Origin of the sequence: Limnobacter sp. UBA7229 (assembly GCF_002473065.1) — a bacterium.
GTDB lineage: Bacteria > Pseudomonadota > Gammaproteobacteria > Burkholderiales > Burkholderiaceae_B > Limnobacter > Limnobacter profundi.
On the sequence record NZ_DKTN01000022.1, the window covers coordinates 408073 to 431779 of the forward strand.

Sequence of the window (23707 nt, forward strand, 5' to 3'; positions counted from 1 at the left end):
GGTAGCAAACTATTGCCTCACAAAGCACCTACCCCCATGGGGCCCCTGGGATTGTTGCCACTTGTTGAAACTCAGCGATTCAGGAAACCTTTCAGGGCGTCCCTCACCTTTTCCTCGGCCTTGCCTTTCAACTCTTCTTTTTTCTCATCAATTTTTGGCTGCAATTTGGCTTTGGCCGCTTCTTTTGCCAGTTCTTTGAACTGAAGTTCCCACTGAACGCCAGTGAATGGGCCATACAGGCGAACGGGCACCGTTACCCCGTTCAAACCAGAATCAAGCGTTTTACCGCCCTGCCCTGTGCTGGTGGCCACCACCGAGGCCTTGGCCAGGTAGTCAAGGGAATTGCTGATCAAATTCACCTGCCCTGCGCCACCAATTCGAAACAAGGGGGCCATCACATTCAAGTCATTCGAGGTAGCCACGCCATTGGCAATGTCAAAACTGACTGCCAATGAACTGAAATCCGTTTTCTGAGTGGTGTCGGTTTTTTGGGTGGCGTTGCTGCCGGTCGTCAGCAAGGATTTTGCATTTCTGAATTTCTCGGCCAGATTAATGCCTTTGATCGCACCATCCTGAAGACTCACCGAAACCTTTCCATCCAGGGCAGCTTTCATCTGGTTTACCGTGTTGCCCGTGGTGCGAATGTTGATGCCCACATTGCCCTTGCCCTCGACCATGTCTTTGTCAAGCAGCGCCTTGATTACAGGTTGAACTTGAACACCAGTCATGTTCTGGTTCACGGTCACCGTTTGAGTATTCGCATCCGCGGTAATTACACCCGTGGTTGAACCACCGTAAAGCTTTGCATCCAGCGGCGAAATGGTCAGTTTGCCCCCTCGCGCCACAGCCTTTGTTTTCAATTGCTGGGCCTGAATATTCGACACTTTCAATTCACCTATGTTGGCGGTAATGTCCAGATTCAGATTACGCAGCGGGCTCAAATCAACAGGTGTGTCTTTGGATTTTTCACCCGAGCTTGCTGCGGTCTCGGTATTAGCGTTTTTCTTGGGTGGCAACAACGCATCAATGTCCAGCTTGTCCGCATTCAATACAGCCGTAATCGCCGGTTTGGCGAAATTCTTCACGGCTGCTTTCAAATCAAAACTGGTGGACTCAAATTTCGAGTTCAAATCCAGCTCGGCAGTTTTTTCTGTGTTGTTCACCGCCAAACGGCCTGCCAAAGGCATGCTGGCCTGTTTTTTTGGTAATGCCGGGTCTTTCACATCCAGTTGACCCGTCAAGGCTGCCAACTCAATCAACTGGCTTTTCATGTTCAGGCTCATGGGGCTGGCCAGCTTCAAATTCAAAGTGCGTTCGCCTTCCACCATGTTCACGGTGGTGTTCAAGGCTGCAGACACCGCCTGCTTCAAGTTGCCCTGCAAACCGGTTAAATCGAGAGTGGCATTGATACTGCGCGTGGGCTGCTTCAAGTCAGCCTTGAAGTTAAATGCCTCACCACGCGCCACAGTGTCGCTGAGTTCCAGTGAAGGCGAGCTTAGACTAACGTCGAATGCCCCCACGTTGGGAAGTTGGCCTTTGGCCTTGGCATCCAGCGACTGCGCTTTAACCTCCAAGGTATTCGGGTTCACATTCAGGGTACTGGCCTGCACATTCACATCGGCTTGCTGCTGATCCAGTTGGCCCAACACGGCAAACTTCAGGTTCTCAAAATTCGCATACAGATTTTCACCCAGTCCAAACTCAAGACGGGTGTTCAGGTCGATGTTCAAATCCGCCTGCGGCTTGTTGGCCTTCACATTGCCCTTCAATGCAATGTCTGTGGGCACCCCCTGCTCAATGCGACCGCTTTGCATGGCGAAGTTGTTCAACGAGGCCTCTAACCCGGTCTGCTTGTCAGCATATGTCACATTCAGATTTTCAAGCGCAATCGAGTCCACTGAAAAATTCACGGCCTGTCCACCCTCTGCCGGGGCATCTTCCATTTCTTGCTCAACCTGATCGGTTGTTTCAGGATTGCTCAAATCATCGAAGTTGAACTTGCCATCGGCATTTTTCACCACATTCACGGTGACACCACTGGCTTGTACCGCGTCTACCACCACCTCTGAACTTAGCAGCGGCAACAAAGCCAGTGAAATACTGACTTTGTCAGCCTTCAAAAATTGATCGGTGCTTTGGAATTCAGAAAGAGTGACGCCGTTCAAATCGGCGCCAATGGAAGGGAACCACTTGAGCTGCACGGGACCAGTGAACGCCAAATCGCGTTGCTGCTTTTCCTTGACCACTGCGCTGGCTTTGTTCAGCAAAGCCTGCTGGTCAATTGTGTTCACCAAAATGGCTGCGGCGGCTGCCAATACTACCGGCACACCAATCACAATGCCCACGCCCCATGCAATTGCCTTTTTCATGGCAAACCTCCTTAAACTGCGGGTTCTTCAGTCGCCTGGCTAATTTTGCTCCACACGCTTGGCCCTTTGGCCGCTTTTTCAATATCCGCCAAATAGGCCTGGTGCAGCACCAACTCCTCATCGGTGGGCTCAGGTTCTGGCAAACTCAGCGCGCTGAGTTTGATTCGCTCTACACCATCGTCCTCATGATGCGCATTCAGATCAATCACCAGGCTGTCTTGCCCGCGGGTCATCGCCAAATAAACTTCCGCCAGAATTTGCGAGTCCAGCAGCGCCCCGTGCAGCTGACGGTGTGCGTTATTCACCCCAAGGCGGTCACACAGCGCATCCAGGTTATTGCGTTTGCCGGGAAACATTTCACGCGCCATGCCCAGGGAATCGATTACGCCGTCCACATAGTCGGCCATCTTGCCCAAGCCCAGGCGTTCAAGTTCACCATCCAGAAAACCGATATCGAATGATGCGTTGTGAATGATCAGCGTGCTGCCCTGCACAAAATCAAGAAAGTCTTTGGCGATTTGCTTGAATTTCGGCTTGTCTGCCAGCATTTCATCGGAAATACCGTGCACCTGGAATGCACCCTCATCGACCTCACGCTCGGGGTTGATGTATTGGTGAAAATGGTGGTCAGTCACCTGCCGACCATTCACTTCAATACACCCAATTTCGATAATGCGGTGACCCTGCCTAACTTCCAGGCCGGTTGTTTCTGTATCCAGTACTACATATCTCATTGTTTCATCGCCTTTTCTACACCAAGGTTTGCCAAGGCATCGGCCTTCTCGTTGCCAGGGTTGCCAGAATGGCCCTTCACCCAGTGCCAGCGTACCAAATGACGAACACTGGCCTCATCGAGTATTTGCCACAAGTCGGCGTTTTTCACCGGCTTTTTGTCCGAGGTTTTCCACCCGTTCATTTTCCACTTTGGCATCCACTCCAGTACACCTTTACGCACGTACTGCGAATCGGTGTACACGTCGATGCTGCAACGCTTCTTTAAAGCATTCAACCCTTCAATAACAGCGGTCAATTCCATGCGGTTGTTGGTGGTGTTCAACTCTCCGCCGCACAATTCCTTGGCATGCTCACCCGATTGCAAGTACACACCCCAACCGCCTGGCCCCGGGTTGCCCTTGCAAGCCCCGTCGGCATACATCACGACGCTGGCAATTCTTTGTTCAGTCACAATTCAATCCTGTTGGCCTTATCCACGGTCGCCTATTGTAGGTGTTTTATTCAGCGCCTTATTGGCAACAGGTTTTAGTTGGCGTGCTGATACTTTTTTGTCTTTAAAAGCCGGGCCAATCAAGCGCATACCGCGCACTCTTTTGACTGCACATACAAAATAGACTGCGCCACACACTGGCCACCAGCGATCACCCGCATGCTCCATGAAACCCATCCGGCTTAAACCACTTTCAGTGAATGCCGGAAAACGGTAGCAACCAAACCGGCCAAACTCGGGTTCACAGGACAACAGTTTCAACCAGTCCTTCAGGCGGCTTAAATGGATCGGCTCACAACCTTCCGGCCACACGGGTGCCCAGCGCTTCAGGGCCGCATGGCGAAGGCCCCACAGCGACATCGGGTTGAAACCGGTAATGACCACCCGCCCTTCCGGCATCAACACGCGCTCTACTTCCCGCAACAGCTGGTGCGGATCCTCAGAGAATTCAAGCACATGGGGCAGCACAATCATGTCCAACGACTGGCTCTCGAAAGGCAGCTCTTCAAACTCGGCAAAGCAATCGGGCGTGATCATTTCCACCCCATCGGGTTTGCTGGCCACCAAGCCCTGCTGCACATAGGCCTTGTGGGGAATGCGGCTTTCTTTCAGACCATCCACTAGCCGAGTACCCAATTGCACGGCCCGGAAACCAAACAGGTCGGGTACCACAGAATCAATCCACGCCTGTTCACGACTTGTGAAGTACCGGCCCGCTGGCGTGTTCAACCAGGCATCGAGTGCTAACATTTGGGCTTGTTGTGTACTCAAGTCGTTCAGGGGTTCAGATGGAATCATTCAAGTCTTCTCAAGTGTCGAATTGGTCGGTCTATGGCATCCCGGCCTTTCAGGACAACTACCTGTGGGCGATTGTTCATGAACCCAGCAAGGCCTGCATGGTGGTAGACCCGGGTTGCAGCAGGTCAGTTCAAGATTTTCTGGATTCTCGTGGTTACCATCTTAGCGGTATTTTGGTCACCCATCACCACATCGACCACATAGGGGGAATTGATGCGCTCCTGAGCAAAGCCGCAAAAGACTTGCCAGTGTACGGTCCGGCCAGTGGAAGGGTTGCACAGGTAAATCGGCCTGTGCGCGAAGGTAACGCCGTGGATGTACACTGCCTGACTGCCCGGGTTTTTGAAGTTCCGGGCCACACGGTAGACCACCTGGCGTATGTGATTGAGTTGAAAGACACCATGAACAGTGAAGAGGTGTGGATGTTTCCAGGTGACACCTTGTTCTCGGGCGGTTGTGGGCGCCTGTTTGAAGGCAGCGCTGAACAAATGTTTGAATCCCTTCAAAAACTCAATCAATTTCCGGCAAACACCCGTGTTTTCTGCGCGCATGAGTACACCGAATCGAATCTGCGATTCGCCAGGGCCTATTCACCCGACTCCAAAAATATTGAAGCACGAGAAATTGAAGTCCGAAGAATTCGGGAGCAAGGCTTAAGCACTATTCCGACAACGCTCGGTGTTGAGCGGCTCAGCAATTTGTTCATCAATGCTACAAATCCCATTGAATTCAAACAAATACGCACAGCAAAAGACAATTTCTAATTGCAATAACCAGTTAACATTTTTTTACAAATACACCTGTTTAAAATAATTCAAGTGGTATCACTCGGGCTGGGGCATGGGTCAACTCTCGATTGACCTACACAAAACTTCAACATAGGATGCATTTTCGTTTCGCTCTTTGCCCTGCCCGGCAACCAAGCCCTTTGAAACCCGACTCGTTCAAAAATGGAATCAAGCAATTTGCCAAAGTGGCCATTTTGGCGGGCATCGCCGTTGGACCCGGCCCCACTTGGGCGAATGCGCAACAGGCCGACATTGCACTAAACGCGGAAAACGAAGAAGTACAGCTGTTCGGCCTGGTGGCACCCAACCCGGGCCTCGAGCTGAAAATGTCCGGGCCCTACGACTTGATTACGCTGGACTTTGCCGAAGAAGCTGGTGATGTGTGGGCTGATATACGAAAGGGTTTTTCGGTGCCTGACCTGGAAACGCAGGCAGTGCAAGTTCGCGAACGCGCCTTGCTGAAAAACAAGCGCATGGTGAACAACATGTTGCAGCGTTCCGAACCCTACATTTACTTCATCGCCCAGGAATGTGCAAAACGTGGCATGCCGTCTGAGCTGGCCTTGCTGCCATTTATCGAAAGCCAGTTCAACCCGCATGCACGCTCACCTTCAGCCGCTGAGGGTTTGTGGCAGTTTATTCCCAGCACGGGACGTCAATTTGACCTGAAACAAAACAAATGGGTTGATGAACGACGGGACCTGGTCGCCTCTACCCGCGCTGCACTGGACTACCTTACGTATCTCTATGACATGCATGGCGATTGGCACCTGGCTTTGCTTTCTTACAACTGGGGCGAAGGTTCGGTACTCAGGGCCGTTAAAAAAGCACAGGAAGCAGGGCTTGAACCCACACTGGACAACCTTGAGTTGCCCCTTGAAACGAAACATTACATACCAAAACTACAAGCGCTAAAAAACCTGATTCAAAGCCCGGAACGTTTTGGCCTGACTTTGCCCAAGTTTCCAAACAAACCTTACTTCGCCGAAATCAAACGCAGCGCCGATGTTGACCTTCGGGAGATTGCCCGCCTGGCGGGCGTTGAACTGGAGTTGATTCGCAAACTGAACCCTGGTTTGAATCAACCAGTTTTGTATGCTGCCCACAGCAATACCCTGCTGGTGCCTGTTGAATACAGCGCAAAAATTCAGGCCAGCCTGAAACAGTACAAACCATCAAACCCCCAGCGCAACTACACGGTAAAAAAAGGCGACACCTTGGGAGAAATAGCCCAACGCTTTGATGTGAGCGTGAAAGCCATACAAAGGCTCAACGGACTGGGCAAGAAGAAGCTGATCAAACCTGGCATGAACTTGAGTATTCCAAACACACCAAAGCTGGGCAGTTGGGAATCCTGAAGCGGTTAAAGCACCGGCGCCGCATCAATCAACTGACGGGTATAAGCATGCTGGGGGTTGGCAAACAACTGTTCAGCCGAACCGCGCTCCACCACATCGCCATGCCTTAGCACCACCACTTCATCGGCCAGGTACTGAACCACCGCCAGGTTGTGGGTAATAAACAGCATGGCCACACCGGTTTCAGTTTGCAGGCGTTTCAGCAAATTCAATATTTGAGCCTGAACTGACACATCCAGCGCTGAAGTGGGTTCATCGCAAATCAAAATTCTGGGCTCTGAAACCAATGCACGGGCAATCGCAATGCGCTGGCGCTGACCACCCGAAAATTCATGCGGAAAACGAGCAAGGGCTTCTTCGGGCATGCTGACTTGGTCAATCACTTTCAGCACACGAGCCTTGCGAGCAGTCGCATCCAGATCGGGGCGCAAACTAAGCAATGGCTCTTCCAGAATTTCAGCAATTCGATGGCGAGGATTCAGCGAAGCAAAAGGGTCTTGGAATACAAACTGAATTTTTGAACGCCAGCCCTCAGGGCCGCGCTCTGCCCATTGGCGAAGGGGCCTGCTGTCCATCAGCACATCGCCATCCACTTTCGCATTGCTGCCCAACAAACCCAGCAAGGCGCGGGCCGCTGTGGTTTTACCAGAACCCGATTCGCCCACCAAAGCCACAGTGCGGCCTTGCAACAAAGTGATGTCGAGCTTGTTCAGCACTGGCTTGAAATGCTTACGCAGCAAACCACCTTTTTCGGGATAAGCCACCGACAAAGACACCGTTTGCAACACCACCTTTGAAGTTGCGCCTGAAAAACTGCCGCCCACCGAGTTCACACCACCTGCGCCAGGCTTTGTGAACGACAAATCGGCATGGTAAAAACAACGCACGGTATGGGTTTGTGTGGCTGCAAGCAATTGTGGTGTGCTTTGGCTGCAATTTTCTTGCGCGTGCAGGCAACGGGCCGCAAACCGGCAACCAGGTTTGGGATTCACCAACGATGGAACACGCCCTTCAAGCGCATACAAAGCTTGCCCACGCTGGGCTTGGCTGGGCAAGGACTTCACCAGTGCATGCGCATAAGGGTGGCGTGGTGCAGCAAAAAACTCTGCGGTGCTGGCTTTCTCAACCAGTTGGCCAGCGTACATCAGCCCCACTGTATCTGCCATTTGCTTCACAATTGCCAGGTCATGCGTAATCAGCAGCATGGCCATGCCCTGCTCGCGCTGCAGGGTTTTCAATAAATCAAGTACTTGCGCCTGAATGGACACATCCAGTGCCGTGGTCGGTTCATCGGCAATCAGCAGGTCAGGCTTGACACTCAAGGCCATGGCGATCATGACACGCTGTTTTTGGCCGCCCGACATTTCAAAGGGATACTGCTGCAATCGCTTTTTGGGCTCGGGAATGCCCACGCGGCCCAGCCACGCTTCGGCCTCTTTCAATGCTTGTGCCTTGTTGACCCCAGTGTGCAAACAAATGATTTCGGTCAACTGGTCGCCCACGGTCATCACCGGGTTCAAGCTTGTGCCCGGTTCCTGAAAAATCATGGCAATGCGTTTGCCACGCAGGGTGCGCATGGCCGTTTCGCTGATGCGCAACACATCGGTGCTGTTTGAATTTGCACCTGCACTACTCTCGTTTAACCTCACCTGCCCGGCAACAATTGCGCCACTGTCTGGCAGCAGGCGGGCAATGCTGAGCGCGGTCATGGACTTGCCACAACCCGATTCACCCACCAAGGCAAAAGTTTGGCCCTTTTCAATGGCCAATGAAATATCATCGAGCGCATGCACCCAACCAGCCTCACTGGCCAAGCGGGTGGTAAGTCCATGGATGTTGAGCAAACTCATACGCTTACACCCTCACTAAAGATTGTTTCAACTGGCGCGCGCGCGGATCAAACGCATCGCGCACTGCGTCGGCAAACAGGTTGGCTGACAGCACCAGCAGCAACATGAATACAAATGCAGCCACCAGGCTCCACCACACAATCGGTTCCCGGCTTAGCTCAAGTCGTGCTGCATTGATCATGGTGCCGTAACTGAATGTGCTGGGGTCTACACCCACGCCGACATAACTGAGCACTGCCTCGGCCAACACCAGGCCTGAAAAATCCATCACCATGGCAATCAAAATAAGGTGCATTAAATTGGGCAGCAAATGCGAGAACAGAATTTTTGCGCTGGACACGCCACTGGCACGTGCGGCCAGAATGTAATCTTGCTCGCGCATTTTCAACACTTCGCCACGAATCAATCTGGCAAGGCCGGTCCAGCTGGTCAAACCCAAAATGGCACACAGGAAAAACAGGCGCAGGTCGGCTTTCTCAATCGATGACGCGAAGGCATCCGGGTTGGCATCCAGTGCCACCTGCAACATCAACACCGTGGCAGCAATCAACAACACCGATGGAATTGAATTCAGCGTGGTGTAGATGTATTGGATAACATCATCGACCCAACCACGGAAATAACCCGCAGCCAAGCCCATGGCAATGCCCACAGGCAGAGTCAGCAAGGTGGTCAGCAAACCAATCAGCATGGCAGTGCGCAGCCCTTTCAAGGCAATGTAAAACACGTCCACGCCCACTTTGTCGGTACCCAGCACATGGTAGGCCTCAGCCCACTTCCACACTACGCCGCCCACAACGCAAAGTGCAAACAAGGTCCACACCACTGCCTGGTAAGCACCACTGCCCGTGAACACGGTAATGCTGTTTTGATGATCCGCCTGTGCCATGGCCCTGCGAATGATCCACAAGGCTGCCAGGAAAAACGCCCACAGCACTGCACCACCCAAGGCGCCTTGATAAGCACGCTTGAGCAGGTCCTGCCCCTTCATGCTTTCATCAATTAAATGCGCACCGCCAAACTGCAAACGGGCGTAATCACGCACGGGTTTGCCGTCTACCTCCATGGTTTCTTTGCTCAAGGAACGGGTGGCCAGTGGTGCTGAATACGATTTCTCGCGCTGATAGGCCAGGGGACCCAAGGCCACGTCGAGCACAGAAATAATGGGGCTGGCGTAACGGCTTTGCTGCTCGGCATTCAGGCGAAGATGAACACTGTCCAGCAGGGTGATGACCACCGCCAACAACAGCACCACCAAACTGGCACTGGCAATTTTCGATTGAAACACCAAACCCCATGACGCGCGAGAAAGCGGGTTTTTGACAACGCTGCGAGCATAAGCCAGCACGCCAAATACCAGCAGCCAGATGAGCGCATCAGTGAGTAGTAGAGTGGGCATCATCGACCTGCTCCCCTTATGCCAATCGAACCCGAGGGTCCGCGATGGTGTAAGCAATGTCAGTCAAAATCAAACCCACCAAATAAAGCACTGAACCAATAAACACCATCGCCCGCACAATTGCAAAATCTTGCGACTGAATGGCCTCGATGGTGTAGCTGCCCAAGCCTGGGATACCAAAGAAGGATTCAGAAATCAGCGAACCCATGAACAACAGGGGAATGACTGTGACTGAACCGGTCAGAATTGGAATAAGACCATTGCGCAGCACATGGCGCCCAAGCACCTGTAATTCAGACAAACCCTTGGCACGCGCTGTGCGAACATAGTCTTTGTTGATCTCTTCAAGGAAAATGGTGCGGTACCAGCGCGTACCGCCACCCAAACCACTGACCACGCCAATGATGACCGGCAATATCAAAAAGCGCCATGCATCCCCGCCCGAGTCATAGCCTGAGATTGGAACAAGCGCCAATGTTTTGGAAAACAGGTACTGCCCGCCAATGATGTAAAACAAACCGGAAATCGACATGGCCAACACGCACAGCACCACACCGGTCAAATCCAGATAAGTGCCCCGGAAAAAGGTCAGCAACAGTGACAGCACAATATTCAGGAACAAACCCAATACAAACACGGGAACTGCCAAAGCGAGGCTGGGCCCCGCACGTTTCACAATTTCATTGGCAATATTACGGCCATCGTCGGAACTGCCAAACTCACCCACAAACATGGGCACCGACTTCTGGAAGAAAATGGTCTCGGTCAGCGTGCCTGTGCCTTGCGCTTCACTGTTGATCAGCAAGGGCAAGTCGTATCCTTTTTCACGCTTCCATTGATCAACCGATTCTTGCGCAACCCGTTTGCCACCGAGGGCCAAACGGGCCATGTCATCGGGACTGTTCACTTGAAAAAACAGCACAAAGGTGATCAGGTTCACGCCCAACAATACCAGCAGGCCATACAGCACACGGCGCAGCAAATAGTTACCCATCAGCGCTTGCCCCCTGTGCGGTTTGCCACAGTCGAAGCCAAGTCTTCGCGAATACCCATGGCTTGTTCACGGCGCTTCCAGGCGGCCCAGGCGGGCCAAATGAACAGGGCCAGTGCAAGCAACAACACCGGAATAGGCCACCATTCGGGCTGGTTCCATTCCTTTCTGGCCTGATCACGTTTGGCGGTATCGATGGTTTTGTATTTGATGCTGTTGCGGGCCAGGTCGTTGGGCTTTACGTTGCCATACCACTCGTGGATCAGCCCAAACTGCTGGGGCACAAAGGCAAACAACCAGGGCACATCGTCTTGAACAAGGTCCGTCATCTGCGAAATAATCGCGGCACGCTCTTCATTGTTGGGCATGGTTTTCATGCGCTCGAACATGGCGTCATATTGCGCATTGGAATAGTTCGAGGCATTTTCCCCCGCAGTTTTGGCGCGGCTGTTGGGGCCGTAGAGCAGGAACAAAAAGTTTTCCGGATCGGGGTAATCTGCATTCCAGCCCAGGAAGAAAATTTGCGCATTGCCCTTTCGGATTTTTTCCTGAAAACGGTTCCAGTCGGTGGCACGAATATCCAGTTGAATGTTCAGCTTGGCGAACTGCTTGCGGTACCAATCGAAGCGGGCTTTGTCACCGGGGCCTCCGCCTGTTGTATCGAGCGCCAGGGTTAAGGGTTGCCCTGTTTTTGGGTCAATTCCATTGTCATAACCTGCTTGTTTCAACAAGGCCAAGGCGTCTTCAACTGGCTTGCGTACCGGCTTGCCATCCACCAAGTTGTACACCTGCGTGTTGTAGCCGGCCTCACCTTCCTCGTAACCAAACAAGCCAGGCGGCACCGGGCCGTGGGCTGGCACTGCTCGACCATTGGTGAAAATTTGCGAGAATTCCTCCCAGTCCATGGCAATTGCAATCGCTTGGCGCAGCAACTTGGCACGGCGCGCTTCTTCGGCAGAATTGCCTGGCCCCACCACCGGGTCTAGCCAATTGAAACCCAAATAGAACATGCTGGTGGCCAATGAAGTTTCCAGCCGAATGCCTTTCTCGGCCATTTCCGGCGTCAAGGCGGCATCGCCGTCGGCACTGGCGCGAATTGCCTGATCGAATGTATCGGCACTGACACCCGAGGTGTCGTAGTAGCCTTGCAAAAACTTGTTCCAATACGGTATGCCCTCTTTCTCGCGCGTGAACACCACACGATCAATAAAAGGCATCGTTTTACCGGCATCGGCCAACAAGCCTTTGGCCTCGTCGCCAGGCTCACCTTCTGAGGGATACGGCTCACCGCGGTGGTTCGGGTTACGCGACAATACCATGCGGGAATTCGGGTCATTTTCAGTCAACATGTAAGCGCCAGTGCCCACGGGCCACCAATCCAGCACCAGGTTGTTTTCTATGAATCCTTTTTGACAGTAAAAAGCATCTGCTTCCCACGCAATGGGTGCGAAAAACGGCATGGCCAGCCAGTAAATAAACTGGGGGTATTTGCCGTTCACGCGTATTTCAAGCGTGTGGTCATCCAGCGCCTTGGCACCAGGCAAATCGAATTGGCGCAAATCAAGCCAGGGCAAATCAGCGGTGGCGGGTGGAAAGGCACTGCCGGTTTCTTTCTGGATTTTCTCTTTCAGCGCTTTGTCGTGTTCTTGCAGGGTTTTTGACAACTCCCCCAAGCCTTCCACGTAATCGCCCATGTGCCCCAGAATTGGAGACACGATTCGGGAACTGGCAAGGCGCTTGATCTCGTACACATAATCGTGCGCAGTTAACTCGCGCGTGCCCTGCTGCTCAAACTGCAAGGGGCTGCTGTACTTGCGGGCTTCATCGCCCAACTGGTGATACAGAAAATTGCCCTGGGCATCTTTCGCAAAGGCGGGATGCGGTTGATATTGAATACCGCGTTTTAGCTTAATCGTGTACACACTGGTTTTAACTGCATTCAGCGGCGCATCGTCAGGCAAAACATTGCCCGTCTCGTCCAGGTACACTGGCATGGGCATTTCGGCTGCAGCCAATGGCTCAAGCTGATACGGCCGTTTCAGGTAGTGGTACTGAAACAGTGGCTCGTAAATTTGGTAAGTGAATTCCGCTTCATCAGACGTGTAAGACTGTGCGGGGTCCAGGTGCTTGGGACGAGCCGTGAAGGCGGTGTAAAGGGTGTTTAGCTTTTTGTCTTGCGCAGTTTCAACATACGGATTGTTGGGCGCTTTGCCACATGCAGCAAGCGACAGGCACAAGGCTACCCCCACTGCGAAACTGCCTGTAATGCGACCGAAAACTGCCAAAAAACCACCCTCGCACTGTTGTTTTTTTAGATGGCTTTATTTAACCACGCCAAACACGCTCCGGACCAGTGTCAGCGTGAATCCAGCCACCTTTTGCGCCCACACGGAAGTAGAAGCCCACGCCACCGGCGCGGAAACCCTCTACCAATTCGCCCAGCACCCTGGGATGCAGGCCGGGCAAACGGAAATCAACAGCTTGGCCTTTCAGGTGCAGGGAATTGCGGGCTGCAGGCAGACCTTTCTCGATTAGACGGGCGTTTGTTTTGGGGCTGCGATAACCGGAGGTAATTTCAACTGGCGCCACAAAGCCGTAGCGACGCACAAAAGCCTGCGCGGCCCACAGCGTGTCGATAATTTGCGTGTCCATGCGGAAAACTTGATTTGCTTGCACATCTCGAAGCAAACCACAAATCTGCTCATAGGCGATTGGGTTAAGATGTCCGTCTTTCCAGTAGGTAATGTTCAAGCGTTCGCCCGATTGTGGGCGTACCATTTCAAGGGTGCGCGGTTGCAGCCAGAATGTCAGGTCAACCAAGCCCGGATCGAACAGATCAGGGGGTGGGACCAGATCGGATCCTGCAGCCAATACACCCCGGTTCAAGAAGGGTTCTACCGAGCCAATAACAGCCAAAGTACTTACTGCTTTGATGAATGAACGCCGGTCGAAATTGTGCATTGCCATAACCTATTGCCGCAACCTAAGAATTTACTTGAACTTATAATATGAGTTCTTTGAAAAAAAGTCACTAATCCATGTCAACAGATCGCCAAAATCAAACAGTTCGCACCCGTTTTGCCCCTAGCCCAACAGGCTATTTGCATTTGGGTGGCGCCAGAACCGCCTTGTACAGCTGGGCTTTTGCCCGCCATCACAAGGGGCAGTTCATTCTTCGTGTGGAAGACACCGATGTTGAACGATCCACGCCCGAAGCCGTTCAGGCCATTATGGATGGCATGGCCTGGTTGAATCTGGATTACGACAAAGGCCCGTTTTTTCAAATGCAACGCATGGACCGATATCGGGCCATGATCGACAAACTGCTTGAAAAAGGCGATGCCTACCTTTGTTACTGTACGCAAGAAGAACTGAATCAAATGCGTGAAAAGCAACGGGAAAATGGACAACGCATTCGTTATGACGGCACATGGCGCCCGGAGCCCGGCAAGGAGTTGCCTGCCCCGCCAGCCGATGTGAAACCGGTTGTGCGTTTCAAGAACCCCTTGACCGGCGCGGTAAGCTGGGACGACTTGGTGAAAGGCCCCATTTCAATCAACAACGAAGAAATGGACGACCTGATTATCGCCCGTCAGGATGGCACGCCCACATACAACTTTTGCGTGGTAGTTGACGACTGGGAAATGAAAATTACCCACGTGATTCGCGGCGATGACCACATCAACAACACCCCGCGCCAAATCAATATTTTGAAGGCGCTGGGCGGCGAGCAGCCGGTGTACGGCCACATTCCGATGATTTTGGGGCCAGATGGTGAAAAACTGTCCAAACGCCACGGTGCGGTGAGTGTGGTGCAGTATCACGAGGAAGGATTTTTGCCCGATGCCATGATCAATTATCTGGCCCGTTTGGGTTGGAGCCATGGTGACGATGAACTGTTCAGCCGTGAGCAATTGGTCGAGTGGTTTGATTCGACCAACCTGTCAAAATCAGCCGCCCAATTTGACCCGGAAAAGCTAAAGTGGGTGAATGCTCACTACATGAAACAGGCCCCGAAAGAACTGCTGCTGTCGGATTTGCAAACCCGCCTTGAGAAAGACAGTGTGAATACAGCTGAAGGCCCTAAACTGGTCGATGTGCTGGATGTGGTGCTGGAGCGCGCTTCCACCTTGGTGCAATTGCGCGATGAAGCAGCACTGTTCTACAACGTGCCCAATGTAAATATCGAGGAATTGAAACCCATGCTGGAAGAAGCAGGGGTGCGCGCGGCACTGGTCGAATTCAACGAAGGCTTAAACACCGTGGACTGGAATGTGGAAGCACTGAACGGTTTGGTGAAAACCACGATTAAAAACCATGGCCTGAAAATGCCTAAGCTTGCAATGCCGCTGCGCTTGATGTTGACTGGTATTACGCAAACGCCTTCAATTGACAAAGTCATGAATTTGTTGGGCAAGCACACTGTACAAACTCGAATTGCGCAAGGACTGCAATCATGAGCAACAACAAACCCAAGGCAAACCCGGCCGACTGGGCCACCGCCACGCAGGCCATTCGGGCAGGCACCCACCGCACTGAGTTTGGCGAACATTCCGAGGCGATGTTTTTAACGTCCAGCTTTGTATTCGACAATGCAGCACAAGCCGCAGCCCGCTTTGCGGGTACTGAAGAAGGCAATGTGTACGCGCGTTTCACCAACCCCAGCGTGCAAATGTTTGAACAGCGCTTGGCGGTGCTTGAAGACACGGAATACTGCCTGGCCACGTCCAGCGGCATGGCCGCCATTACCACAGCCTGCATGGGCTTGTTGAATGCGGGTGATCATATTGTTGCTTCCAAGGCTTTGTTTGGTGCAACCGTGCAGTTGTTTGTGAATATCCTTTCCCGCTTCGGGATTGAAACCACATTCGTAGACGGCACCAGCATGGAAGCCTGGGAAAAGGCCATCAAGCCGAACACCAAGCTGTTTTACAGCGAAACGCCATCGAACCCGCTGACTGAAATTCTGGACATGAGGGCGTTAAGCGACCTGGCCAAAAAACACGGCATTTACAACGTGGTGGACAATTGCTTTTGCACACCCGCCCTGCAAAAGCCGGTCGACTTTGGCACGGAAATCATCATTCACTCCGCCACCAAATACCTGGATGGCCAGGGCCGTGTGTTGGGGGGTGCCATTTGCGGCCCGAAAGAGTTGCTGAAGGAAAAAATTCTGCCCGTGCTACGCACAGCAGGCCCCACGCTGTCTGCATTCAACGCCTGGGTGCTGTTCAAAGGCCTTGAAACACTGAATATTCGCATGCTGGCGCAGTCGGCGGCGGCTCTCGACATTGCCGCCTGGCTGGAAGCACACCCTGCCGTGAACAAGGTGTACTACCCCGGCCTGGAAAGCCACCCACAGCATGCGCTGGCCATGAAGCAGCAGAAAACTGGCGGTGCAATTGTGTCGTTTGAGGTGAAAGCCGCCAACGAAGACGACGCTCGCACCAAAGCCTGGCATGTGATTGACAGCAGCCAGCTGATGTCAATTACCGCAAACCTGGGCGACACCCGAACCACGATTACCCACCCCGGCACGACAACACATGGGCGCCTCAGTGCTGAAGCACGGGAGGCTGCCGGCATCAAGCAAGGGTTGATTCGCCTGGCGATTGGCCTGGAGGATGTGGCTGACTTGAAAAAAGACCTGGTACGCGGCTTGGGCCAGTGAGGTGATCAAAAAAAACCGCTGGTAAGCGCCAGCGGCTTTTTTATCATTCAAAACTATTTCAGACACGCATTTGGTCTTCAGTCATACCCTTCGCCATGGCTTCCTTCATCCAGTTCGGGCGCTTGCCGCGGCCAGACCAAGTGAGTGAAGAATCTTGGGGGTGACGGAAGCGCACAGGCGCCGGGCCCAATTCACGCTTGCCTTTGGGCTTTACGCCACCCAGTTCGGCAAACAACTCCTCAAGTTTCAAACCTTTTGAAGCAGCCAGCTTCTTGACTTCTTCAATGGCTTGCAATTTTGAACTGCGGTCATTCAATTCTTTTTCAATGTCTGATTTCAATTGTTGAAGTTCAGAAGCACTTAAAGCAGATAGGTTTAGTTTTTTCATTTTTACTTTTTAAAAAAATTATTAACAAGCCCAATTGTAATTAAGATTATTATTAATCACAAATGCGAAATTAAATTGATTACTTAATAAGGTCAAGTGCAAACTTAAAGTGCTCGTTTTCTGCACTTTCCAACCATTCAAATACCACCATTTCGGTGGTCACCAATTCTGCGCCATTACCAGCCAAACGATCAAAGGCTGCATCACGATTTCGATCGGTTCTCGAGCCGCAAGCATCGGTGACTACCCACACTTCCATTTCTTCGTTCAGTAAATCGAGCGCTGTTTGAAGCAAACACACATGTGCCTCAACCCCCGCAATCACAATACTGGGTCGCTCTGATTCCTGGTTGTTCTTTTGCAAATGTTTGGGCAAGCTGCGTGCGTTGCCAGCTGGTGCTTTGCTGGTCAACAAATCAATCAAACCCTCAGGGCAAGCGCTGAAGTGGGTTTTACGCATGGTGGCTTTGCAAAGGGCACCCAGAGCGGGTACAAAAGGGCCAATTTTGTCGGGCATGTGCTCGGTACCAAAAACTGGTACACGCAGCTTTTTGGCCAAGGTAGCCAATATCAAGGCATTTTTATAAACATCATCGGCCTGGTGAATGGCCGGCATCAGTTTTTCTTGATAATCGATTAGAACAAGTTGACTGGATTCGTGGTTCAATAACATTCGATGTGAAAAATCAGAGTACAAAGCAAGAGCATACAAGGTAATTCACATCAAATACACCAGGCACGGAACAACTCAATCATTGAATCAACCCTGTTTACTTTCTGTAATCTGTTGACAATATTTTTCAAGCTCTTCAGGCAAATGGCTGGGACAAACCCCACATGGACGATTGCCTGGCACCGCATAATCAATAAATTTGGGATAAGGCAAATTCAAATTGCCCATGATTTTGATAATCAAGCCCCTGGTCGATCAAGGTATCTTCAAGCGAGCAGAATCACTTTTCCTTTATGCTTTTGCGGCTCACAATGCGGCGAATAAGCCCAATAAGGCAATATGATTTACTTTCAGAACAATTCGGGAGAATTCTTGAAAAAGGCATTTTTATGATCGGCACCCTGGCCTTGGGGCTGTTGGTGGGATTGGTTATGGCGCTGACTGGCGCGGGCGGTGGTGTACTGGCCGTGCCTTTGCTGGTTTTTACCACGGGCCTGCCTGTGCAAGAAGTATCACCGATTGGCCTGCTGGCCGTGGGCCTTGCCGCCACGCTGGGTGCAGCGCTGGGTTTACGTGCGGGTGAGGTTCGCTACAAAGCAGCGGCCCTGATGGGTTTTGTGGGCCTGCTTCTCTCGCCTGCGGGTTTTTGGGTGGCCCAACAAGTCGACACACAGGCATTGGGGCTGGCCTTCGCGGTAGTGCTGCTGTGGGTTGCATTTAATGCGTTTCGGGGTGCCGCCAATTCTGAAATGAATGTAATTGACGCACCGCCTGATTCCGAAAGAAGCAAATGCCCCTGTATTCGCAGCCCGGAAACCGGGCGCTTCATCTGGACTTGGCCCTGCGCGCGCGCACTGGTTTTCTCGGGTGCAGTGGCCGGCTTTTTGTCAGGCCTACTGGGCGTAGGCGGCGGCTTTGTCTTGGTGCCTGCGCTGCAGCGCTTCACCAATTTAAGTGTTCAATCGGTCACAGTGACTTCATTGGCAGTAATCGCAATTGTGTCGACATTCGGTGTACTGAACAGCGCAAGCGCCGGCGCATTCAACTACCAAATAGGCATTACCTTTGCCGCCGCCGCGCTATGCGGCATGTTGGGCGGCCGGTTGATTTCAAACAAAATGCCAAGTGCCCAGCTGAAAAAAGCATTTGGTGCAATGTGCGTTGTGGTCGCAATTTTGATGGTGATCAAAAATACTTGAACATATCAAAAACCGGGCGTGATACCAAAACCCACGGTAAATGCTCTTGCACCCTGGAAAGTGCCGTAGTCACTGCCATAACTGGCGTCGATTTGCAAAAAGTCGGGTATCAAGGTGTAGCGAGCGCCGACGCGCCAGCTCAAGCTGTCCTCAACACCTGAGAATGTTTCGACAGAAAACCCGATTCGCTCAGTAAACGAGTAATCCAGTGCTGCTGCCTTGAACACGCTGTTGTCGCTTTGAATTTGGTCACTGTATTGCAAGTAGCCAAGATTCAAGTGAAGCAGCAAATCCTCGCCCTTCAAAGGCACAGAGGCAATTGTGGTCAGCAATGTTTCTTGAGAAGACTCATCGGTGGACTTCAGGCGTCCCCACTCTCTGCTGGCCGCCAGACCATAACCCGCAGTGCTGTGAGTGAAGTGTTTAAAAATGTGTTTGTAACCGAGGGAACTCAGGGTTTGATCTTCCTTGTTGCCGTGCACAGCGCCTAGCCCGAGGCTGAACTCACCATTGCCCAAAAAATTACAGCCCCCATTGAAATTGTCCTGTCGAACCTCCAACGATGTTTCTGTCCAAAAATCAAGCTGGCAGGTTCGAAGGGCGGTTACCGACGCATCGTCAGTTTCAATGGGGCGACCAGCTTGCGCCAATTGAATATTGGCAAGCATCAACAAAGCACAAGTTGCAACTCGTTTCATCCACAGGTTTCCGAATTAGGTTCAGGCACCGGCGGTCACTTCTTCCATGCCAGCAGAGGCCTGCGTTAACGCATCCTGATCAATATTAAAGTCCATCAGGCGTTCCACATTCAAAAGTAGCACAAACTCTTCACCCACTCGACCAACACCTTTCAGAAAATCGGTATTCACACCTGCACCGAACTGCGGTGGAGGATTCACGGAGTCGCTCGACACATCAACCACGGCGTTGACTGCATCCACCATAAAACCGATCACTTGTGATTCGTCTTGCACGTTTGATTCGAGAATCACTATACAGGTGCGGCGATTGACCGAGGTTTTCCCTTGCCCGAATCTCGAGGACAAATCGATCACCGGGACCACAGCACCACGCAAATTGATCACACCGCTGATGCATGCCTGCATCATGGGTACCAAGGTGATAGTGCCGTGTTCAATAATTTCCTTGACGCGCAAAATTTCCACGCCCAGTTTCTGTTGGTTCACCTGAAAAGTTAGGTACTGATTGATTTCTGCGTTCATTGCTCATCCTTTAAATTCAGTGTTTGGCCATAAAGCCGCGCGTGATGGACTGCCCCACCTCACCCACCAGCTTTGGAATGTCCACAATCAATGCCACCTCGCCGTTGCCCATGATGGTGCCACCGCTCACAGCGGGGTTGCCTTCGAACAAACCGCCCAAGGGCTTGATTACAGTTTGTGATTCACCCAACAAACGGTCAGCCACAATGCCCACTTTCATGCCGCCATGGCTTACTACAATGATGTTTTCGCGCTTGGGCTTGTCGCTTGTTTCGCCAAATACCTTTCGCAAGCGAATGCAGGGCAAGTATTCCCCACGAAGGTCGTAACTCAAATCCACAGCATCGCTGTTGCTGCCTGAGCCAGTCAGTTCCACGCATTCGCGTACATAGGCCAAAGGAATAACGTAAACACTATTGCCAACCGCAATTTGAAAACCATCAATAATTGCGAGTGTCAACGGAAGACGAATTTCAAAAGTAGTACCTGCCCCCTCTTTGGAGCGTACATTCACCGTGCCGCGAAGAGCCTCAATATTCCGCTTGACCACATCCATGCCAACACCACGGCCAGAAATGTCGGTGACCGCTGCAGCAGTTGAAAAGCCCGGGGCGAAAATCAACATATTGATGTCCGATTCACTCAGCGTCTGCGTGGCCGACACAATGCCTTTCTCGATTGCCTTGGCGCGAATTTTTTCGTGTACCAGACCCCGGCCATTGTCACCAACTTCAATCACGATATGACCACCATCATGGTAGGCATTCAGGGTCAGCCTGGCTTTGTCTTTTTTGCCCGCTTTCAAACGTTCATCAGGCGTTTCAAGCCCATGGTCCATGGCGTTTCGAACCAGGTGCATCAATGGGTCGCTAATTTTTTCAACCACTGATTTATCCAGCTCGGTTTCCTCACCCTGAATAATCAGGTCAACCTCTTTACCCAAGGCTTGCGCGGTATCACGCACCACACGCTGGAATCGTTGAAAACACTCGCCAATTTCAACCATGCGCAAACCCAAGGCACCATCGCGAATTTCTTCGATCAGGGCGCCAACAGCGCAGGTGGCTTCCAGCAAGGCAAAGTTTTGTGATTTTCTGGCTTGCTCAACTGTTCCGGCGTTGGCGATCACCAATTCACCCACCAGATTAATGAGTGCATCCAGTTTGTCTGACTGCACCCGAATGGTCGAGGTTGCAGTTTTCGCCTTGCGTGCTGGCTCTTTAACAACACTGCCCGGTGAGCTCGATGATGCGCTACCTTTCACTTCAGTCACGGGATGAGCCAAGGCAGCAGAAGTCACCGCCACCTTGCACTCTTCTGGCAAAAACTCAAAAGCGTCTAGAATCTCGGCTTGCGATTGCGCAGTTTCATAGAGTGCCTTGAAACCCAGAAAACATGATTCCGGATCAAACTCACCGAGTTTAGGAATACGCTGGAACTGAGGTTCCATGGACTTGAACTGCCCTGATTTTGAAAGGTAGCTAAAAATCGAATAGGGATCAAAACCATCGCGGAATGTATCCAGGCCAAGCTCAACCTGAATTAGCCACTCGCCTGAACTTTCTGACTCCAGGCTTTCCTGCTCATGCAGCAAATATGCCTTCAATTGCGCAGTCAGCTTTGTTTGCTCAGCGACGCTTGCCTCATCCAGATCGATTGCATTCACACCACTTTCCAAACTTTCAACCAAGGTATGAACCTGATCACAACAGGCCAGCACCAAATTACCCAGTGCGGAATCAAATTGAAGCTCCTGATTGCGTACGCGGTCCAGCACGGTTTCAAGATCGTGAACAAAGTGAGTGATGTTTGCGAAACCGAATACACCTGCACTGCCTTTGATAGTGTGTATTGCACGAAATGCAGCATTGAGCAACTCCAGGTCTTCAGGGCTTTTTTCCAACTGAAGAATCAGGTTTTCAACATCGGCCAACAACTGGTAAGCCTCCGTGAAAAATACACTCTTGATGGAATCCAGATCAATCTCAGTGCTCATCAGAACCTCGCTTGCCAGGTGCCAACAAATCACTCAAACCGAGACGCTCGGCCTTGGCCAGAAACTCAGCCGTACAACCTGTCCAGTTCACCCTGTTTTGAAACATCGGATCGAGTCGAATTGCTGCAAGCAGTTGAAGACCCGCTGTGTCCACGTCTTCGCAGGCAGAAAGATCCAGCAACAAAGTGTCAGTCACTTCAAGTGCAACAGAAATTTGGTTCAGGTTGTTGCTGGCCTGTGCAATCGTCAAAGTGTTGAAGTGCAACACCTGTGCTTGCCCGGTGATAGTTTGTTCCATGGTTCGCCCTCCTGTGGCGCGGCTGTTAAGCCACCAGCTTGTTGACAGCGGCCAGCATTTGCTCGGGTTTGAATGGTTTCACCATCCATGCTTTCAAACCTGCGGCCTGCCCTTGCGCTTTCAGCGTATCGTCGGTTTCAGTGGTCAGCATGATGATGGGCACGAACTTGTAGTCGGGCAGCTTTTTCACTTCCCGCACAAAACTCAAACCATCCATGTTTGGCATGTTCAAGTCGCTCACAATCAAATGCACTTTGCGCCCGTCCAGCTTGGTCAAGGCATCTTTGCCATCACAACCTTCAATTACTTCAAATCCCTGAGACTTCAAGGTCATGCCCACCACTTGTCGCAAGGAGGTGGAATCATCAACTACCAATACTGTTTTACTCATGTTCAATTCTCCTGATTCAGAAAAAGGTCAGCTCATCGCTGCCTGTTTTTCCGGACTGTGTGGGTTTGTTGCTCGCAGCGCCGCTGCCGTGGTTCTGGCGCTCTTCGGCCATGGTGTAGCCACTTTCAAGCGTGTGCATCAAATCGCCAACCGAGATTGCCTCAAGCCCGGTTGTGCATTGCTCGCCAAACTGTTTCAGGCTGTGATCCACATGGCCAATAATCTGACTGACGCGGTCTTGAAACTGAAAATGAACAATGGCTGCACTAAGTTCGTTGCTGACATAGCCAGTGTTTTTGACAATGCCTTCGCTTGCACTTTGCAAGGGGCGAGTTACCGCCTCGAATTGCTGAATCACCTGTTTGAAGGTGTGGTCTGAATCAGAAAGCAAGGCCTGATCCGAGGTCTCCATGCGAATGGCACCTTCACTGGCTTTTCTCGCGGCAATTGCGATTTGCTGAATGCGGGTGCGAATTTGTTGCCCGGTTTGCGCCGACTGATTTGAAAGCTTTCTCACCTCATCGGCCACCACTGAAAAGCCTCGCCCCTCTTCACCGGCGCGCGCAGCTTCAATGGCGGCATTCAGGGCCAGCAAATTGGTTTTTGCGGCCAAGTCCTCCACCGCAGAAGCCATTTTGCTAAGCTCCTCGGTCGAGGCGATAAACCCTTTTACCTCTTCCATCAACTGCGATTTTTCGAAGAAGGCCTGGCGAATCTTTTGCTGCATGACCTCCAGGCTCGACTGGGACTGATTAATCAAGCTTTGATCTACCCCACCCGCCTGACCAATAATGCCAGCGGCCTCTGTAGCCAGGCTCATGGTTTCGTTCAGGTGCTCGTGAATGGATGAAAAAGCGGAAGTCAGTTTCACCACACCCTGTTCCATTTGCCCATTCGCTGTATTCAACTGCGAACACAAAGTGGGTGCCCAACGCTCGGCCAGATCCTTCAGGTTCAGGTGACTCGATTCAATCAAGACCTCTGCTTTGGAATGCGCCTCAACAACGGCGGCGAGCTTTTCCTCTGTGCGCTGTGCATCACTCGATTGACCCAGGTTTGCAAACCAATTTTTCATGAATTTCATAACCGA

22 protein-coding genes are annotated in these 23707 nt (G+C 51.9%); 5 read left to right on the plus strand and 17 right to left on the minus strand.

Translation table 11 applies throughout. The features are described from left to right. Positions 1–71 precede the first annotated feature (71 nt). Genes B4C79_RS13680 through B4C79_RS13695 form a run of 4 tightly spaced genes read right to left on the minus strand, consistent with a single transcriptional unit; the run spans position 72 to position 4392 of the window. On the minus strand, positions 72–2369 hold the full coding sequence (locus B4C79_RS13680) for an AsmA family protein (RefSeq protein WP_291740283.1): 2298 nt from the start codon (positions 2367–2369) through the stop codon (positions 72–74). An 11-nt stretch (positions 2370–2380) separates the two neighbouring features. Continuing rightward, entirely contained in the window at positions 2381–3103 is a 723-nt protein-coding gene (dnaQ, locus tag B4C79_RS13685; RefSeq protein ID WP_291740285.1) for a DNA polymerase III subunit epsilon, read from the minus strand. Next, positions 3100–3540, minus strand: a complete 441-nt coding sequence (gene rnhA / locus B4C79_RS13690; RefSeq protein ID WP_205882538.1) for a ribonuclease HI — start codon at positions 3538–3540, stop codon at positions 3100–3102. The genes dnaQ and rnhA overlap by 4 nt, the downstream gene beginning before the upstream one ends. 33 nt (positions 3541–3573) lie before the next feature. Next, positions 3574–4392, minus strand: coding sequence for a class I SAM-dependent methyltransferase (locus B4C79_RS13695; RefSeq protein WP_291740287.1), 819 nt, complete (start codon positions 4390–4392; stop codon positions 3574–3576). Here B4C79_RS13695 and gloB point away from each other — a divergent pair. Beyond that, complete coding sequence (gene gloB / locus B4C79_RS13700) at positions 4383–5156, plus strand: hydroxyacylglutathione hydrolase (RefSeq protein ID WP_291740289.1); 774 nt, start codon at positions 4383–4385, stop codon at positions 5154–5156. The genes B4C79_RS13695 and gloB overlap by 10 nt on opposite strands. A gap of 164 nt (positions 5157–5320) precedes the next feature. Further along, entirely contained in the window at positions 5321–6538 is a 1218-nt protein-coding gene (locus tag B4C79_RS13705; protein WP_291740291.1) for a transglycosylase SLT domain-containing protein, read from the plus strand. 5 nt (positions 6539–6543) lie between these two features. On the opposite strand, the gene B4C79_RS13710 is transcribed toward B4C79_RS13705, so the two are convergent. Genes B4C79_RS13710 through B4C79_RS13730 form a run of 5 tightly spaced genes read right to left on the minus strand, consistent with a single transcriptional unit; the run spans position 6544 to position 13739 of the window. After that, on the minus strand, positions 6544–8388 hold the full coding sequence (locus B4C79_RS13710; RefSeq protein WP_171098468.1) for a dipeptide ABC transporter ATP-binding protein: 1845 nt from the start codon (positions 8386–8388) through the stop codon (positions 6544–6546). Positions 8389–8392: 4 nt separating this feature from the next. Then, positions 8393–9790 (minus strand): ABC transporter permease, encoded by a 1398-nt coding sequence (locus B4C79_RS13715; RefSeq protein WP_171098465.1) that lies wholly within the window; start codon positions 9788–9790, stop codon positions 8393–8395. Between the two features lie 13 nt (positions 9791–9803). Further along, positions 9804–10781, minus strand: a complete 978-nt coding sequence (locus tag B4C79_RS13720; protein WP_171098464.1) for an ABC transporter permease — start codon at positions 10779–10781, stop codon at positions 9804–9806. After that, complete coding sequence (locus B4C79_RS13725) at positions 10781–13063, minus strand: ABC transporter substrate-binding protein (RefSeq protein ID WP_291740295.1); 2283 nt, start codon at positions 13061–13063, stop codon at positions 10781–10783. The genes B4C79_RS13720 and B4C79_RS13725 overlap by 1 nt, the downstream gene beginning before the upstream one ends. 40 nt (positions 13064–13103) lie before the next feature. Next, complete coding sequence (locus B4C79_RS13730) at positions 13104–13739, minus strand: YcbK family protein (RefSeq protein ID WP_291751573.1); 636 nt, start codon at positions 13737–13739, stop codon at positions 13104–13106. A 77-nt stretch (positions 13740–13816) separates the two neighbouring features. Here B4C79_RS13730 and gltX point away from each other — a divergent pair, with 77 nt between their 5' ends. Further along, on the plus strand, positions 13817–15238 hold the full coding sequence (gene gltX / locus B4C79_RS13735; RefSeq protein ID WP_291740299.1) for a glutamate--tRNA ligase: 1422 nt from the start codon (positions 13817–13819) through the stop codon (positions 15236–15238). Further along, positions 15235–16449 (plus strand): O-succinylhomoserine sulfhydrylase, encoded by a 1215-nt coding sequence (locus B4C79_RS13740; RefSeq protein ID WP_291751571.1) that lies wholly within the window; start codon positions 15235–15237, stop codon positions 16447–16449. Before gltX ends, B4C79_RS13740 begins: the two co-directional genes overlap by 4 nt. Positions 16450–16507: 58 nt before the next feature. Here B4C79_RS13740 and B4C79_RS13745 read toward each other — a convergent pair whose 3' ends face one another. After that, the gene (locus tag B4C79_RS13745) at positions 16508–16837 is read right to left on the minus strand and encodes an H-NS histone family protein (RefSeq protein ID WP_291739747.1); all 330 of its coding nucleotides are present in this window, start codon (positions 16835–16837) and stop codon (positions 16508–16510) included. 79 nt (positions 16838–16916) lie between these two features. Continuing rightward, positions 16917–17510, minus strand: a complete 594-nt coding sequence (locus tag B4C79_RS13750; RefSeq protein ID WP_291739748.1) for an isochorismatase family protein — start codon at positions 17508–17510, stop codon at positions 16917–16919. Between the two features lie 389 nt (positions 17511–17899). On the opposite strand from B4C79_RS13750, the gene B4C79_RS13755 reads away from it, so the two are divergent. Next, entirely contained in the window at positions 17900–18709 is an 810-nt protein-coding gene (locus B4C79_RS13755; RefSeq protein WP_291739750.1) for a sulfite exporter TauE/SafE family protein, read from the plus strand. 5 nt (positions 18710–18714) lie between these two features. On the opposite strand, the gene B4C79_RS13760 is transcribed toward B4C79_RS13755, so the two are convergent. Genes B4C79_RS13760 through B4C79_RS13785 form a run of 6 tightly spaced genes read right to left on the minus strand, consistent with a single transcriptional unit; the run spans position 18715 to position 23701 of the window. Beyond that, positions 18715–19407 carry a TonB-dependent receptor gene (locus B4C79_RS13760; protein WP_291739752.1) on the minus strand — a complete coding sequence of 231 codons (693 nt, stop codon included), beginning with the start codon at positions 19405–19407 and terminating at the stop codon, positions 18715–18717. Positions 19408–19428: 21 nt separating this feature from the next. Then, positions 19429–19932, minus strand: a complete 504-nt coding sequence (locus B4C79_RS13765) for a chemotaxis protein CheW (protein ID WP_291739754.1) — start codon at positions 19930–19932, stop codon at positions 19429–19431. 16 nt (positions 19933–19948) lie between these two features. Beyond that, on the minus strand, positions 19949–21928 hold the full coding sequence (locus B4C79_RS13770; RefSeq protein ID WP_291751566.1) for a chemotaxis protein CheA: 1980 nt from the start codon (positions 21926–21928) through the stop codon (positions 19949–19951). Then, positions 21918–22226 carry an STAS domain-containing protein gene (locus B4C79_RS13775; protein WP_291740817.1) on the minus strand — a complete coding sequence of 103 codons (309 nt, stop codon included), beginning with the start codon at positions 22224–22226 and terminating at the stop codon, positions 21918–21920. The genes B4C79_RS13770 and B4C79_RS13775 overlap by 11 nt, the downstream gene beginning before the upstream one ends. Positions 22227–22251: 25 nt before the next feature. Beyond that, on the minus strand, positions 22252–22617 hold the full coding sequence (locus B4C79_RS13780; protein WP_291740819.1) for a response regulator: 366 nt from the start codon (positions 22615–22617) through the stop codon (positions 22252–22254). Between the two features lie 16 nt (positions 22618–22633). Further along, positions 22634–23701, minus strand: coding sequence for a methyl-accepting chemotaxis protein (locus tag B4C79_RS13785; protein ID WP_291740821.1), 1068 nt, complete (start codon positions 23699–23701; stop codon positions 22634–22636). Between the last annotated feature and the right edge of the window lie 6 nt (positions 23702–23707).